13 protein-coding genes are annotated in these 13,567 nt (G+C 75.2%); 9 read left to right on the forward strand and 4 right to left on the reverse strand.

Annotated elements, in window-relative coordinates:
- Positions 1-129 precede the first annotated feature (129 nt).
- The gene (locus ACZ4M8_RS09630) at positions 130-1,053 is read right to left on the reverse strand and encodes a DUF3027 domain-containing protein (RefSeq protein WP_467604927.1); all 924 of its coding nucleotides are present in this window, start codon (positions 1,051-1,053) and stop codon (positions 130-132) included.
- A gap of 389 nt (positions 1,054-1,442) precedes the next feature.
- On the opposite strand from ACZ4M8_RS09630, the gene ACZ4M8_RS09635 reads away from it, so the two are divergent.
- The 4 genes from ACZ4M8_RS09635 to ACZ4M8_RS09650 all read left to right on the forward strand — a co-directional run bounded on the left by ACZ4M8_RS09635 (position 1,443) and on the right by ACZ4M8_RS09650 (position 5,375).
- On the forward strand, positions 1,443-2,861 hold the full coding sequence (locus tag ACZ4M8_RS09635; RefSeq protein ID WP_467604929.1) for an MFS transporter: 1,419 nt from the start codon (positions 1,443-1,445) through the stop codon (positions 2,859-2,861).
- Positions 2,862-3,233: 372 nt separating this feature from the next.
- On the forward strand, positions 3,234-3,737 hold the full coding sequence (locus tag ACZ4M8_RS09640) for a hypothetical protein (RefSeq protein ID WP_467604930.1): 504 nt from the start codon (positions 3,234-3,236) through the stop codon (positions 3,735-3,737).
- 5 nt (positions 3,738-3,742) lie between these two features.
- On the forward strand, positions 3,743-4,477 hold the full coding sequence (locus tag ACZ4M8_RS09645) for a futalosine hydrolase (RefSeq protein ID WP_467605363.1): 735 nt from the start codon (positions 3,743-3,745) through the stop codon (positions 4,475-4,477).
- Between the two features lie 46 nt (positions 4,478-4,523).
- Entirely contained in the window at positions 4,524-5,375 is an 852-nt protein-coding gene (locus ACZ4M8_RS09650; protein WP_467604933.1) for a 1,4-dihydroxy-6-naphthoate synthase, read from the forward strand.
- A 95-nt stretch (positions 5,376-5,470) separates the two neighbouring features.
- On the opposite strand, the gene ACZ4M8_RS09655 is transcribed toward ACZ4M8_RS09650, so the two are convergent.
- On the reverse strand, positions 5,471-5,854 hold the full coding sequence (locus ACZ4M8_RS09655) for a cold-shock protein (protein WP_467604934.1): 384 nt from the start codon (positions 5,852-5,854) through the stop codon (positions 5,471-5,473).
- A 212-nt stretch (positions 5,855-6,066) separates the two neighbouring features.
- Here ACZ4M8_RS09655 and ACZ4M8_RS09660 point away from each other — a divergent pair, with 212 nt between their 5' ends.
- The gene (locus ACZ4M8_RS09660) at positions 6,067-6,318 is read left to right on the forward strand and encodes a hypothetical protein (RefSeq protein WP_399087107.1); all 252 of its coding nucleotides are present in this window, start codon (positions 6,067-6,069) and stop codon (positions 6,316-6,318) included.
- On the opposite strand, the gene ACZ4M8_RS09665 is transcribed toward ACZ4M8_RS09660, so the two are convergent.
- Positions 6,288-6,956: an HAD family hydrolase gene (locus tag ACZ4M8_RS09665; protein ID WP_467604937.1), complete on the reverse strand. Its 669-nt coding sequence runs from the start codon at positions 6,954-6,956 to the stop codon at positions 6,288-6,290. The two genes, ACZ4M8_RS09660 and ACZ4M8_RS09665, sit on opposite strands and share 31 nt — an antisense overlap.
- 248 nt (positions 6,957-7,204) lie before the next feature.
- Between ACZ4M8_RS09665 and ACZ4M8_RS09670 the strand changes: the two genes are divergently transcribed.
- The 4 genes from ACZ4M8_RS09670 (at position 7,205) to ACZ4M8_RS09685 (ending at position 11,709) form a co-directional block, all read left to right on the forward strand.
- Complete coding sequence (locus tag ACZ4M8_RS09670) at positions 7,205-8,206, forward strand: FecCD family ABC transporter permease (RefSeq protein WP_467604939.1); 1,002 nt, start codon at positions 7,205-7,207, stop codon at positions 8,204-8,206.
- Positions 8,203-9,345 (forward strand): FecCD family ABC transporter permease, encoded by a 1,143-nt coding sequence (locus ACZ4M8_RS09675; RefSeq protein WP_467604942.1) that lies wholly within the window; start codon positions 8,203-8,205, stop codon positions 9,343-9,345. Before ACZ4M8_RS09670 ends, ACZ4M8_RS09675 begins: the two co-directional genes overlap by 4 nt.
- On the forward strand, positions 9,342-10,244 hold the full coding sequence (locus ACZ4M8_RS09680) for an ABC transporter ATP-binding protein (protein WP_467604943.1): 903 nt from the start codon (positions 9,342-9,344) through the stop codon (positions 10,242-10,244). The genes ACZ4M8_RS09675 and ACZ4M8_RS09680 overlap by 4 nt, the downstream gene beginning before the upstream one ends.
- 382 nt (positions 10,245-10,626) lie before the next feature.
- On the forward strand, positions 10,627-11,709 hold the full coding sequence (locus ACZ4M8_RS09685) for an ABC transporter substrate-binding protein (RefSeq protein ID WP_467604946.1): 1,083 nt from the start codon (positions 10,627-10,629) through the stop codon (positions 11,707-11,709).
- Positions 11,710-12,045: 336 nt separating this feature from the next.
- Here the strand turns inward: ACZ4M8_RS09685 and ACZ4M8_RS09690 are convergent, their stop codons facing one another.
- Positions 12,046-12,852: a hypothetical protein gene (locus ACZ4M8_RS09690; RefSeq protein WP_467604947.1), complete on the reverse strand. Its 807-nt coding sequence runs from the start codon at positions 12,850-12,852 to the stop codon at positions 12,046-12,048.
- Positions 12,853-13,567: the final 715 nt, after the last annotated feature.

Below are 13,567 nucleotides of genomic sequence, written 5' to 3' on the forward strand. Positions count from 1 at the left end.
AGTTGTTATGCCGTCCTTCTCCTCTGCTCTCCCCCCACCCCACCACCCCCGGCCCCGCCACCTCCCGTTGTACGCCGTCTGCCGGACCGCCCCCTCGAAAGGAGGGAAAGGAAAAAGCAGGGCTCGGGGTCAGCTGTGGCCCAGGTCTTCGGGGGGTGTGGTGTCTTCCACGGAGCCGCCGGCGGGGGCGGGGCGGAGGGTGAGGGGGTCGATGATCGTTTCGTCGATGACCGGGGCCGGAGGGCGGGGCGGGGCGGGCATGACGGCTGCTTCGGAGTGGCCGCCGCAGCCGTAGGAGAGGGAGACGACGCGGCCGTCGGCGGGGGAGAACTCGTTGGCGCAGACGCCGAACGCCTGGCGCAGGGAGCCGCCGAGCGGGGTGAGGAAACCGCAGGAGACGCAGGTGGCGGGGGCCGCCTGGGCCATCGGGGTGCGGGCGCCGAACGCCTCGTCCCAGCGGTCGGCGGCCTCGTGCAGGCCGTAGCGGGACAGGACACGGGCGCGGCGCATGCCCAGTTCGTCGGCGAGGGAGGCGAGGTCGCCGCGGGCGGGGGCGGGCTGGACGGCGGGCGAGCCGGGGACGACGTCGGCGTCCTCGGCGTCGGCGATCTGCGCGATCTCCTCGGTCTCGGCGGGGAGGTCCTCGGTGAGGGCGGAGTTCGGCGGCGGGGTGTCCTCCCCGGTGTAGCCGGGCTCCAGGCGCAGATCGTCGGCGTCGGTGGGCAGCAGGTCGCCGGGGCCCATGTCGCCGGGGCGCAGCCGCTCGCTCCACGGCACCCACTCGGGGGCGAGGATCGCGTCCGGGCCTGGCAGCAGCACCGACTCGTCGAGGGTGACGACCTTGGCGCGGGAGGCGCGGGCGACGGTGACGGCCCAGCGCCAGCCGCGGTAGCCGGGCTCCTTGCAGGCGAAGAGGTGCGTGACGACGCGGTCACCGTCGGCGACGGCCTCCAGGTGCTCGCCGACCATGCCCGGCAGCGCGGTCTCCTCGGCCGCCGCACGGGCCAGGTCGACCGCCTCGGCGCACAGGCGGTCCGGGGTACGGCTTCGCATCGCAGCACTCACAAGAATCGATTCTCTCTTCCACGCCGTCTCACGAGTGCGCCAGCCGGAGCTGTCCTGTCCTTGTCCGGACGACCGGCGGGGCGGGGCGGGCGGAGCGGACCTGGGGACCGCGTCGACGTCCGCGCCCGATCGCTTGGGTCGAGCGCACCTCTCACGACCCATTCTGAGGGATCGCGCAAAGGCGCGCGGCCATGGACGACCGCCGGTGGCGCGCTACACACGCTACCCCTTCGGCCACGGACGACCCCTCGGCGGGAGCGGCAAATGCGATCACCGGGTGCCGTTGATCGCGGCGCGAGGGGCGCCGGGTGCCACCACCTCGCACGACAAGCCCTAGAAACCAGCCGATAGCTGACCAATTCGGGCAGTATGGCCGGATGGCTGCCGCACGGGCGTCGAAGGGGCCGGGAGGGTCGCGGTTCTCGCGCGCGTCGACCCGGAGCGGGATGCGGCGCGACCGGGTGCGCCGGGCGGGGCGGTCCGCCGGGCGGTCGCTGCACCGGCCGTTCACCGGCGCCGCCCGGGGCGTCCGGCGCGCCACCCACGCCCACGGTGCGGGCGAGACGGGCCTGGGCGAACTCATCGAACTGCACGCGGTGAACTCCGCGGGCGACATGCTGATCACCATCGCGCTGGCCTCGACGGTCTTCTTCTCCGTACCGACCGACCAGGCGCGGGGCCGGGTGGCGCTGTACCTCGCCGTCACGATGGCGCCGTTCGCGCTGCTGGCGCCGGTGGTCGGGCCGCTGCTGGACCGGGTGCCGCACGGGCGGCGGGCCGCGATGGCCGCCGCGATGCTGGCGCGGGCGCTGCTGGCGCTGACGATGTCCGGCGCGGTCGCCGGCGGCGGTCTGGAGCTGTACCCGGCGGCACTGGGCGTGCTGGTGGCGTCGAAGGCGTACGGGGTGGTGCGCAGTGCGGTGGTGCCGCGGCTGCTGCCGCCGCGGATCTCGCTGGTCAAGGCCAATTCGCGGGTGACGCTCGCCGGGCTGCTGGCGACCGCGGTGGCCGCGCCGGTCGGCGCCGGACTGCATCTGATCGGTCCGATGTGGCCGCTCTTCGGGGCGTTCCTGGTGTTCTGCGGCGGCGCCTTCCTCTCGTTCACGCTGCCGCACGCGGTCGACTCCGGGAAGGGCGAGGCCCGTGCGCTGCTGCTGTCCGGACAGTCCGCGGGGAGCCGGCGGCGGCCGGGGCTGCGGAGCGTCGGTCCGTCGGTGCTGCACGGGCTCCAGGCCAACGCCGCGCTGCGCGCCCTGTCCGGGCTGCTGACGTTCTTCCTCGCGTTCCTCCTGCGCGAGCAGCCGCTGGACGGGCTGGGCGCCGCGACGTCCCTGGGGCTGGTGGCGGTCGCGGCGGGCGGCGGCAACGCGCTCGGCACCGCCGTCGGCGCCTGGCTGCGGGCGCGCGGCCCGGAGCGGATCGTCGCCGGGGTGCTGGGCGTCGCCCTGGCCGCGGCGGTCTCGGCGGCGATCGGGTACGAGCCGCTGCCGCTGGTGGTCGTCCCGGTGCTGGCGGCCACCGCGGGGATCTGCCAGGCGCTGGGCAAGCTGTCGCTGGACGCGATGATCCAGCGCGACGTCCCGGAGACGGTCCGCACCTCCGCGTTCGCCCGCTCGGAGACGGTGGTGCAGCTCTCCTGGGTGCTCGGCGGCGCCATCGGCATCGCCCTGCCGCTCGTCGGCGAGGTCGGCATGGTGGTGGGCGCCGCCCTGGTGGCGCTCGGCGCGCTGCTCTCCGTACGGGGCCTGCTGGCCGCGGCCCGGCACGGCGGACGGGCGGGGGCGCGGGTGCGGTGAGGTGTGGCGGCGGTCCGTCCGGGGCCGGCGACAGGGCGGAACCACGCGGGTGCGCAGGCCGGGCCGGGGCGGCGGAAGGCGGGCGGTACGGGCGCGGGCCGGGCCGGCGGAGCGGGCGGCGGCCTTCCCCGCCCCCGGACAGCCGCGGCCCCGGACGCCCGCTTCCCCCGGCTACGGACGCCCGCCTCCCCCCGGCTACGGGCGGCAGCCCCCACCAGGTCGGGCTCCTCCCCCACCAGCTACGGGCCCGCCCGTCACCAGGTACGGGCGGCGCCCCGGGTGCCGGGCCCGGCGCTGCGCAAGCGGGCGGCGTGGGGCGGCACGCCGTACCCGGGCGTGGTGAGCGCCGGGGCGCCAGATAGCCTGCCCGTCATGACCGCTGCGTTGATCTCCTGGGGCAAGGGCCGCCGTGCCGCTGCCGCCATCGGTGCCGTGTCCCTGGGCCTCATCACCCTCTCCGCCTGTGAGAAGCCGACCGACCTGGCGACCGTGACCGTCGGCTCCACGACCGTCACCGCCGAGGCCACGCCCGGCTGCGACGGCGACGGCAAGCTGCTGAGCAAGAAGCAGGTCGAGACCTGCATCTCCAAGAACGGCGGCAAGACCGTCACCGTGCACCCCGGTGAGAAGGTCCGCGTCGGCGTGGCGCCGGACGTCGCCGAGTCCGGCTGGATCGTCATCGGCGGCGGCCCCGTGATGCGCGAGCCCAGCAAGGAGACGTACCGCTCCTTCGACGCGGACACCCTCTTCATGCAGCAGAACCCGCAGACCGGCCAGACCAGCTACACCAAGTCGGTCACCCTCCAGGTCGCGGAGCTGGGCAACGGCCAGGGCCCGAAGACCATGTGGCACTTCACCCTGAAGCAGAAGGACTGAGCGCGCTGACCGGGGGCGCCCGCCGGACGGGCCGTCCGACGCGGGCGCTCGTCGTCACGGCGGTCGCCGCCGAACGCGACGCGGTGTGCGCGGCGGGCGGCCCGTACACCGCGCACACCCTGCCCGGCGGCCTCGCCCTGCACCGCGGTACGGGCGGCGGCCCCGCCCTCGACGTCCTGGCCGCCGGGGTCGGTCCGGCCGCGGCCGCCGCCGGGACCGCCACCGCGCTGACCGCCGCCGCGCTGGACGGCGCACCGTACTCCCTGGTGATCTCCGCCGGGATCGGCGGCGGCTTCGCGCCCGCCGCCCCGCTGGGCTCGGTCGTCGTCGCGGACGCCCTCACCGTCGCCGACCTGGGCGCCGAGACCCCCGAAGGCTTCCTGCCGGTGACGGAGCTGGGCTTCGGGACGGTCACACACCGCCCGGACCCGGCGCTGGTACAGGCCGTCGCCGCCGCCTGCGGGGCCCGCACCGGCCCGGTCCTGACGGTGTCGACGGTGACGGGCTCCGCGGCCCGCGCGGCGGAGCTGACGGCGCGCCACCCCGGCGCGCTGGCGGAGGCCATGGAGGGCTTCGGGGTCGCCGAGGCGGCCGTGGCCCACGGGGCGGACGTGCTGGAGATCCGTACGGTCTCCAACGCGGTCGGCCCCCGCGACCGGGCGGCTTGGCGCATCGGCCCGGCGCTCACCGCGCTGACCGGCGCGTTCGCGGCACTGCCCGCCGCACTGCGCGCCCTGTGACACCCCGGCCCGGCCACCGCGCCGGGCCCGTCCGTGAGGAGGACCCGTGACCCGGCCGCTGGACATCGCCTATTCGCCGTGCCCCAACGACACCTTCGTCTTCGACGCCTGGGCGCACGGCCGCGTCCCCGGCGCGCCCGAGCTGTCGGTGACCTTCGCGGACATCGACGTCACCAACGGCATGGCCGAGCGCGGCGAGTTCGACGTGCTGAAGGTCTCGTACGCGGTGCTGCCGTGGGTCCTTCAGGAGTACGCGCTGCTGCCGTGCGGCGGGGCGCTGGGCCGCGGCTGCGGGCCGCTGGTGCTGACCCGCGAGGGCGGCGACGCGGCGGGGCTCGCCGGGCGGACGGTCGCGGTGCCCAGCGAGCGGTCCACCGCGTATCTGCTGTTCCGGCTCTGGGCGGCGGCCGAGGTGCCCGGCGGGGTCGGGGAGATCGTGGTGCTGCCGTTCCACGAGATCATGCCGGCGGTCCGCGACGGCAAGGTCGACGCCGGCCTGGTCATCCACGAGGCCCGCTTCACCTACGGCAACTACGGCCTGACCTGCCTCGCCGACATGGGTGAGCACTGGGAGCGCACCACCGGCCTGCCGATCCCGCTGGGCGCGATCATCGCGAAGCGCTCCCTGGGCGAGGAGACGCTGCGCCGCCTGGCGGACGCGGCGCGGACGTCGGTGCGGATGGCGTGGGACGACCCGGAGGCGTCGCGTCCGTACGTCCTCGAAAACGCCCAGGAGATGGATCCGGCCGTCGCCGACCAGCACATCGGGCTGTACGTGAACGAGTTCACCGCCGACCTCGGCGAGCACGGCTACGCGGCGGTGCGGGGACTGCTGACGCGTGCGGCGGCCGAGGGGCTGGTGCCGCCCCTCGGCCCGGACGCGCTGGCGTTCGTCTGATCCGGCCGGCTGCCTGCGACAAGGCCCGCGCCCGGCGGGTCCGAAGGGACCGGCCGGGCGCGGGCCGTGCCGGGCGCGGGGCCCGGCGGCGCGGATCAGACGTCGAGCTGATCGGCGACCGCGCGGAGCATTCCGGCGATCTTGGCGCCGTGCGCCTTCTCGGGGTAGCGCCCGCGCTCCAGCTGCTGGGCGACGTTCTCCAGCAGGGTGGTCAGGTCCTGCACGATCGAGGCGAGTTCATCGGGCTTGCGGCGCTGGGCCGCGGCCACCGAGGGCGCCGGGTCGAGGATCGTCACGGAAAGTGCCTGGTCGCCGCGTTGGCCCGCGACGACGCCGAATTCGACGCGCTGGCCCGGCTTGAGTGCGTCCACGCCGTCGGGCAGCACCGACGAGTGCACGAAGACGTCACCGCCGTCGTCGCGGGAGAGAAAGCCGAAGCCCTTCTCGCTGTTGAACCACTTGACCTTGCCGGTAGGCACGTCTGTCCTCGTCCTCGTACTCGTGGGAAAAATGCGGGCTGAACTGCGGGGAAAATAGCGAAAGTGCGGAAAAACTGCCGGAAAAACTGGTCTGGATAGCAGTGCAGCGGGTCACCCGGACCCGCCGTCACCAAGGCTAATGCTCCCGGCCACGGTGACAAGACGTACCGGGCGGTTCCTCGGTGTTCGTGGCCCGGACTTACCCTGGTCAGGTGTCTGACGAAACGCCCCGGGACGGGGATCTGCTGGTCCGAATCGGCGCGATCGTGTTCCTCATTGGCGCGCTGGCCACTTTGGCCACGATGACGCCGCTGTTCATCGGCGCCGAGCCGCTGCCTTCGGTTTTCTACTGGGTGTGCATGCTGATGGGCGTGGGCTTCCTGATCGCCGGGGCGGGCGTGGTCCGCTCCGTTCTCGGCCAGCGCCGCCGGGCTCAGGCGGACGCGGCGTCGCCCGCGAGGTAGCCCGCGAGCCACTCGGGGAACGCGGTGAGGTCGTCGAGGACCACATCCGCTCCGGCGGCGCGCAGCTCCAGCGCGTCGCACGGTCCGGAGGCCACCGCGACCGACAGCGCGCCCGCGGCCCGCGCCCCGCGCACATCGCCGGTGTGGTCACCGACGTAGACGGTGGCGCCGTGGGCGCGCAGCGCCTCCGCCTTGGCCTCCGCCCACAGCGAGCCGGCGAGGATGTCGACCTCCAGGCCCAGGTGGTCGAGGTGGAGCTTGGCGCTGGGCTCGTACTTCGCGGTGACCACGAGCGTGCGGCCACCGGCGGCGTGCACCGCGGCCAGCGCCTCGCGGGCGCCGGGGAGCGCGGGCGACGGCCCGACCGCGTACCGCGGGTACAGCTCCCGGTACAACTCGCTGACCTCGCCGATCCGCTCCTCGGGGAACCACTGGCGTATCTCCTGCTCCAGCGGCGGGCCCAGCCGGGTGACCGCGAGATCGGCGTCGACGTACACGCCGGTGCGGGCGGACAGCTCCTGGTAGGCGGCCTTGATGCCGGGGCGGGAGTCGATCAGCGTCATGTCGAGATCGAAGCCGACGGTCGGGGCGGGCCGCCGCGCGGCGGTCGGGTCGGTGGGGGCGGTCGTGGCAGCCATGTCCCCCATTGTGCCGGGGACCACCGACAGCCGGTGGGCCGCCCGGCCGGGCCCGCTCCGGCGCCGGGTCGTACCCTTAGCGTTGCCTTACCTAAGAGCGTGCCCCTGGCGCCGGACGGTCCGCCGCCCGGCCCGGGGGTGCGTGCTGCGCCCGGATATCTCGAAATGGACCCGATGTCAGCCGACCAGGCAAGCAGCCCCCGGAGCACCGCCGCGCGCCCCGGCCCGTCCGGCCCCGGGGCCGCGCGATGAGCCGGATACGCGGGCGGCGGCTCGTCCTGACCCTGGCGGCGGTGGCGGCGTTGCTGCTGGCCGTCCTGTTCTCACTCGCCGTCGGCAGCCGCGCGTTCTCCCCGTCCGAGGTGATCGGTGCGCTGGTGCACGGCGGGGACGGTGACGCCGCGCAGGTGGTGCGCTATCTGCGGCTGCCGCGGACGCTGATCGGCCTGATGGTCGGGGCGGCGCTGGCGATGGCCGGGACGGTGCTCCAGGGCATCACCCGCAATCCCATCGCCGACCCCGGCATCCTCGGCATCAGCCAGGGCTCGTCGGTCGGTGTGGTGCTGGCGATCTCGCTGTTCGGGGTGCACACGCTCACCGGGTACGTCTGGTTCGCGTTCGCGGGTGCCGCCCTCGCCTCCGTCGTGGTGTACGCCATCGCGACCCGGGGGCGGGGCGGGGCGACGCCGGTGAAGCTGGCGCTGGCCGGGGCGGCGATCAACGCGCTGCTGGTGTCGGTGACGATGGCGGTGCTGACGACGCAGGCGGCGGCGCTGGACGAGTTCCGGTTCTGGCAGGTCGGTTCGCTGACCGGCCGCGACAGTGCGGTCGCCGCCCAGATCTGGCCGTTCCTGCTGGTCGGCGCGGTGCTGGTGCTGGCGGTGGCGCGCGGTCTGGACGCCTTGGCACTGGGCGAGGACGTCGCCCGGGGGCTGGGCCAGAAGGTCGCCGTCGTACGGGTCGTCGGCGGGCTCGGCGCGACGGTGCTGACCGGCGCGGGTGTCGCCGCGGCCGGGCCGATCGCGTTCGTCGGGCTGGCGGTGCCGCATCTGGCGCGCGCCGTGGTCGGCAGCGATCACCGCTGGGTGCTGCCGATGGCGGCGCTGCTCGGCCCGGTGATCGTGCTGGTGTCGGACACCGTCGGGCGGATCGTCTTCCCGCCGTCGGAGGTGCCCGCGGGGGTGATGACGGCGCTGATCGGGGTGCCGTTCCTGGTGACCCTCGTCCGGCGGAAGGCGGTGGCGGCATGAGCGCCCCCACGACCTCCGCGGCGGCTCCCGTGCGGCCGGCCCGCGGACACCGTCCGGCCGGGTACGCCGTCGTGGGCGGCGGCCGCGTCTCGTTCCTGGTGCACCGGCGGGCGGCGGTGGTCGCCGTGCTGCTGGCGGCGCTGCTGGCCGGGGTGTGCCTGGCGTACCTCTGCGTCGGTGAGGACTTCGTCGCACCGTCCGACGTGCTGGACGTGATCCTGGGGCGCCCCTCGTCGCAGGAGCTGGTGGTCGGGACGCTGCGGCTGCCGCGGATGACCGTGGGGCTGCTGGTCGGCGCGGCGTTCGGCGTCGCGGGCGGGCTGATCCAGACGGTCGCCCGCAACCCGCTGGCCAGCCCGGACATCATCGGTGTGACGCAGGGCGCGGGCGCGCTGACGGTCGGCGCGATGACGCTGGGGATCACCTCGTCCACGGCGCTGCCGTACCTGTCGGTGGCCGGCGGGCTGCTGGCGGCGGCGCTGGTGTACGTCTTCGCGTGGCGCGGCGGGCTGCACGCGACGCGTTTCGTGCTCATCGGCATCGGCTTCGCGGTGGCGCTGCGTTCGGTGATCCAGCTGTTCCTGACGAAGGGCGACTACCTCGTCGCGCAGCAGGCGCAGGTGTGGATGACGGGCTCGCTGAACGGGCGGGGCTGGACGGAGGCGGCGCCGCTGGGCTGGGCGCTGCTGGCGCTGCTGCCCGCGGTGTTGTGGGCGGCGCGGGCGCAGCGGACGGTGTCGATGGACGACGCCACCGCGACGGCGCTGGGCGTCCGGCTGGGCCGCACCCGGCTGGGCCTGGTGGCGCTGGGCGTGGTGCTGGCGTCGATGGCGACGGGGGCGGCGGGCCCGGTGGACTTCGTGGCGCTGCTGGCGCCGCAGATCGCCCGGCGGCTGACCCGTACCGCGCAGATCCCGCTGCTCGGCTCGGCGTTGCTGGGCGCGGCGATCGTGGTGGGCGGCGATCTGCTGGCCCGCAAGCTGTTCGCGCCGACGGAGCTGCCGGTGGGTGTACTGACCGCCGCGGTCGGCGCGCCGTATCTGATCTGGCTGATCATCCGGGGCCACCGCACCCGTAACCGGGCGGCGGGCCGTGGCCGCGCCGGGATCCGTAGCCGTGCCGCAGGAGGAGAAGCGTGACCGAGACCGGCGCAACCGCCGCCCCCGAGGCCGAAGGGCCCGCCCCGAGCCGGCTGACGGCGCGGGAGCTGACGTTGGCGTACGAGGACCGTACGGTCGTCGACGGGCTGGATCTGGACGTGCCGCAGGGCGCGGTCACCGTCGTCGTGGGACCGAACGCCTGCGGCAAGTCGACGCTTCTGCGCGCCCTGGGGCGGCTGCTGCGGCCGCGGGGCGGGGCGGTGTTCCTGGACGGCGCGGATCTGGCGCGGATCCCGACGAAGCGGATCGCCCGGTCGCTGGGGCTGCTGCCGCAGACCCCCGTCGCGCCGGAGGCGATCACCGTCGCCGACCTCGTCGCGCGCGGCCGCCAGCCGCATCAGCACTGGTGGCAGCAGTGGTCGGCGGAGGATGAGCGGGCGGTGACGGAGGCGATGGAGCGCACCGACGTCGCGCAGCTCGCCGAACGCGCCGTCGATGAGCTCTCCGGTGGCCAGCGGCAGCGGGTGTGGATCGCGATGGCGCTGGCCCAGGAGACCGATCTGCTCCTCCTGGACGAGCCGACGACGTATCTGGACATCGCGCACCAGGTCGAGGTGCTGGACCTGGTGCGCCAGCTCAACCACGAGCGGGGCCGCACGGTCGTCGCCGTGCTGCACGACCTGAACCAGGCCGCCCGGTACGCCGATCACCTGGTGGCGATGCGCGCCGGCCGGGTGGTGGCCGAGGGCCCGCCCGGCGAGGTGGTCACCGCTGAGTTGGTACGCGAGGTCTTCGGCCTGGAGGCGGTCGTCATCCCGGACCCGGTGACGGGCTCACCGCTGGTGGTACCGGGTCAGCCGTGGGCGCGGGGCGAGGCGTCCGGGGGCGCGGTCTCCGGGGCCGGGGCTTCCGGGGCGCGTGAGGTTTCCGGGGGCTGAGGCGGGCCGCCGGGCCTGACGGACGGTGGGACGCCGCGGACTGTGGCCCGGGAGCGGTCCGGCCTGTACCGTCCGCTCGCGTACGGGGTGCCTCGGCGTTCCGTGTGTCTGTCGCTCGTTCCCTCCGTACGGGTGGGACGTCCCACCCGTACGGGGTGCGTCCTGTCCGTTCCCTTCTGTCCGTTCCCTTCTGCGGGGCCGCCGTTCCACCCGTAGGGGAGGGCACTGTTCCACCCGTACGGGAGGGTGCCGTTCCACCCGTGGGGGAGGACGGCGTGCCATCCGTGAGGGACGGCGGCGTTCCACCCCGTACGGGCAGCTCCCGTTCCACCTGTGCGGGCCGTTCCGGTCCCTCTTCCCGTACGAGATGAAAGGGCATTCCATGAGCCGTCACCTCGCCCGTCGTGCCACCGTCCGCCGGGTCGGCCGTGGGGCGCGGCCGCGTCCCGTCCGTTCCGCCGCGCTCGCCGTGGCCGGGACGGTCGTCGTCTCCCTCACTCTCGCCGCCTGCGGGAGCGGCGGGGCGGGCGGCGAGGACGGCGGGTCCCGCAAGGCCGCCGCCTGTCCGAAGCAGCCGGTGACGCACTGGGCGCAGCCGTCCTCGGGCGGCGGTCCGCACAAGGTCGCCACGGCGATGGGTGAGGTGGAGGTGCCCGCCGCGCCGAAGCGGGTGGTGGTCCTGGACACCGCGGAGCTGGACTCCGCCCTCACCCTCGGCATCAAGCCGGTCGGCGCCACCCGCTCCGACGCCGCTTCGGGCTTCCTCGACTACCTGCCGAAGGACGAGGTCGCCGGGATCGCGGACGTCGGCAGGATCGGCGCCCCGAACCTGGAGGCCGTCGCCGCCCTCAAGCCCGATCTGATCCTCACCAGCAAGGTCCGCGACGGCCGCAGCTACCAGCAGCTCACCCGTATCGCGCCGACGGTGATGACCGAGAGCACCGGCTACCGGTGGAAGCAGAACTTCGCCGTCCACGCGGCGGCGCTGGGCCGGATCCCGCAGGCCGAGAAGGTCGTCGCGGCGTACGAGGCACACGCCCGGCAGGTCACCGCGGCGCTCGGCGGACCGGCGAAGGCGAAGGCACTGCGGACCAACATCGTCCGTTTCGTCGAGGGCGCCGACACCCGCGTCTACGGCTGCCAGAGCTACATCGGCACCGTCCTCGACGACATCGGCACCGGTCCCACGGACGTCGTCAACGGCGCCAAGGACGGCCTGATGACGGAGCTGAGCGCCGAGCAGATGACCCGCGCCGACGCCGACGCCGTCTTCTACGCGAGCTATGGCTCCCCGGAGAAATCGAAGGAAGCGCAGGTCACCAGCGGTCCGCTGTGGAAGAACCTGCACGCGGTGAAGAACGGCCGCGCCTTCCGCGTGGACGACCAGCTCTGGATCCAGGGCATCGGCTACACCGCCGCCGGCAAGATCCTCGACGAGGTACGGGAACGCCTGGCGAAGGGGTGAGAAGCGTCCCGGGGGGGGGCGGGCGACCCGGCGCGTTCCAGGGAGGCACGTTCCCGGAACCCATTCCGGGAGGCATTCGGGGGACGCGGGGCCACGTTCCCGGAACGCGTTCCGGGCGGGCGGGCGGTGCCGGAACGCGTTCCAGGACTGCGGCGGCGGGTGGCAACGGCCCCGTCCGGTCTCCCCTACGGGAAGTGCTGCACGGGAAACCCGTAAGGGCAGGCGGGCCCGTACGGGGTCTCCTCTGAGGGAACCCGTACGAGAGACCCTGCGAGGGCGAACCCCTCCTACAGGACCGCCCGGTGAGGAGAGGTCAGCCCCGGCGGGCCGGGCCCGTCAACGGGACCAGCGCCGCATCCGCCACACCAGGAACACCGCCGAGGCGACGGCGGCGACGCGGACCAGGACCGGCAGACCGTCGAGGAGCGCGGCGCCCGTCTTCCCGGAGGCGATCGGGTCGCCCCACCGCCCGGTGGCGCGGCCCCACATCCACACGGCCGCGCCGCCCGCCAGCACACCGGGCACGCCGAGCGCCGCGAACTTCGCCTCGGCGGTGGTCAGCCGACGCGAGAGGAACGTCACCGCCCAGCCCGCGGCCAGCGCGAGCCAGCTCCCGAGGACCGCACCGGCCAGCAGCAGCACCACGGCGAGCGTCACCACGGGGCTGAGCCGGACCCGGGCGCGCGCGGGCGCCTCCTCGGCCGCCGGTTCCGGCGCGGACGCCTCCGGAGCGGGCGCCGCCTTCTTCCGGCCGAGGGCGCGGCGCAGCAGCCCCGGCAGCGGACGGCCCCCGGCCTCCGCACCGGCGGCCTCCCCCGGCGTGCCGTCCGCCGCGTCCGCCGTCTTCTCCGCACCGTCCTGTTCCCCGGGCCGCTTCCAGATCTCCGGGATCTCGATGCCGCCGACGAACCCGGGCACCGTCTCGCCCACGCCCGTCGGCTCCGGGCGGGGCAGCCACCAATCCGCGTCGCCGTCGCCCAGTTCGTCGGCGCCGGCCAGGTGCGGCGGGGCGGCGCCCCCGGGCGGCAGCGTGAACCGGGGCCCCGCCGCGTCCGCAGGCTCCCCGGAACCCGCCTCCCGTGGCCTCTTCCTGAACAGCCCGGACCACTGTCCGGCCCGCGCCCCGTCCCGCGGCGGCGGCACCTTCCCCGGCGCCCCCGCCGACCCGGACTTCCCGAGCGGAACGGGCTGCCCCGCCCCGCCCCGCACGCCGTCCCCGCCCCGCGCTTCCGGCGCGCCCGCACGCCCACCGGGCGCGGCCTCACCACCGAGCCGCCCGTGTACGCCACGGGGGGCGGCCGTCGTGGAACCGGCGCCCTCAACGGGCCGGTCCGGTCCGGACGGCGCGGCGGACACAGCGGCGCCGGATGTCCGCGTGCCACCGTCCGTGTCATCGGGCGAGGCGGGACGGGGCGCGTCCGGCGAACCGGCCGGCTCGGATGTGCCGACGGCCCCGGCCGTCCCGGGCCCGCCGGACGGACCGGAAGCGGCGCGCTTCCCGGACAGACCGGAGGAGGCGGGCGGTTCGGACAGGCCCAGCGGTGCGGAGGGGCCGGTGGCCGCCGCCGGTGGAACGGGTGGAACGGGTGGAACGCCCTGGGACGAGGCGGGCGCCGGATCGGCCGGCCTCGGTGGCGCGACCGGGACCGACGGCACGTCAGGCACCGGCGCCCCGGGCCCCGCCGCTGCCCCTCCGGCCTCCGGGCCCGGCCGCTCGGCCGCCCGCGTCCGGCGGCTTTCCGTCCCACCGGCCGCCTCCGCCGCCGACACCAGCGCCTCCGGGGTGCCCAGCCGGGACAGCACCCGTTTCACCTGGGAGACCGACGGGGACTTCTGGCCCGCGATCCTGGCCGTGGCC

It is taken from the genome of Streptomyces sp. NPDC027185, assembly GCF_055567035.1.

Excerpts from the sequence above, each read along its gene's own strand:
- ACZ4M8_RS09630 (WP_467604927.1), bottom strand. The coding sequence starts at position 1,053 with ATGCGAAGCCGTACCCCGGACCGCCTGTGCGCCGAGGCGGTCGACCTG.
- ACZ4M8_RS09635 (WP_467604929.1), top strand. The coding sequence starts at position 1,443 with ATGGCTGCCGCACGGGCGTCGAAGGGGCCGGGAGGGTCGCGGTTCTCG.
- ACZ4M8_RS09640 (WP_467604930.1), top strand. The coding sequence starts at position 3,234 with ATGACCGCTGCGTTGATCTCCTGGGGCAAGGGCCGCCGTGCCGCTGCC.
- ACZ4M8_RS09665 (WP_467604937.1), bottom strand. The coding sequence starts at position 6,956 with ATGGCTGCCACGACCGCCCCCACCGACCCGACCGCCGCGCGGCGGCCC.
- ACZ4M8_RS09670 (WP_467604939.1), top strand. The coding sequence starts at position 7,205 with ATGAGCCGGATACGCGGGCGGCGGCTCGTCCTGACCCTGGCGGCGGTG.
- ACZ4M8_RS09675 (WP_467604942.1), top strand. The coding sequence starts at position 8,203 with ATGAGCGCCCCCACGACCTCCGCGGCGGCTCCCGTGCGGCCGGCCCGC.
- ACZ4M8_RS09685 (WP_467604946.1), top strand. The coding sequence starts at position 10,627 with ATGAGCCGTCACCTCGCCCGTCGTGCCACCGTCCGCCGGGTCGGCCGT.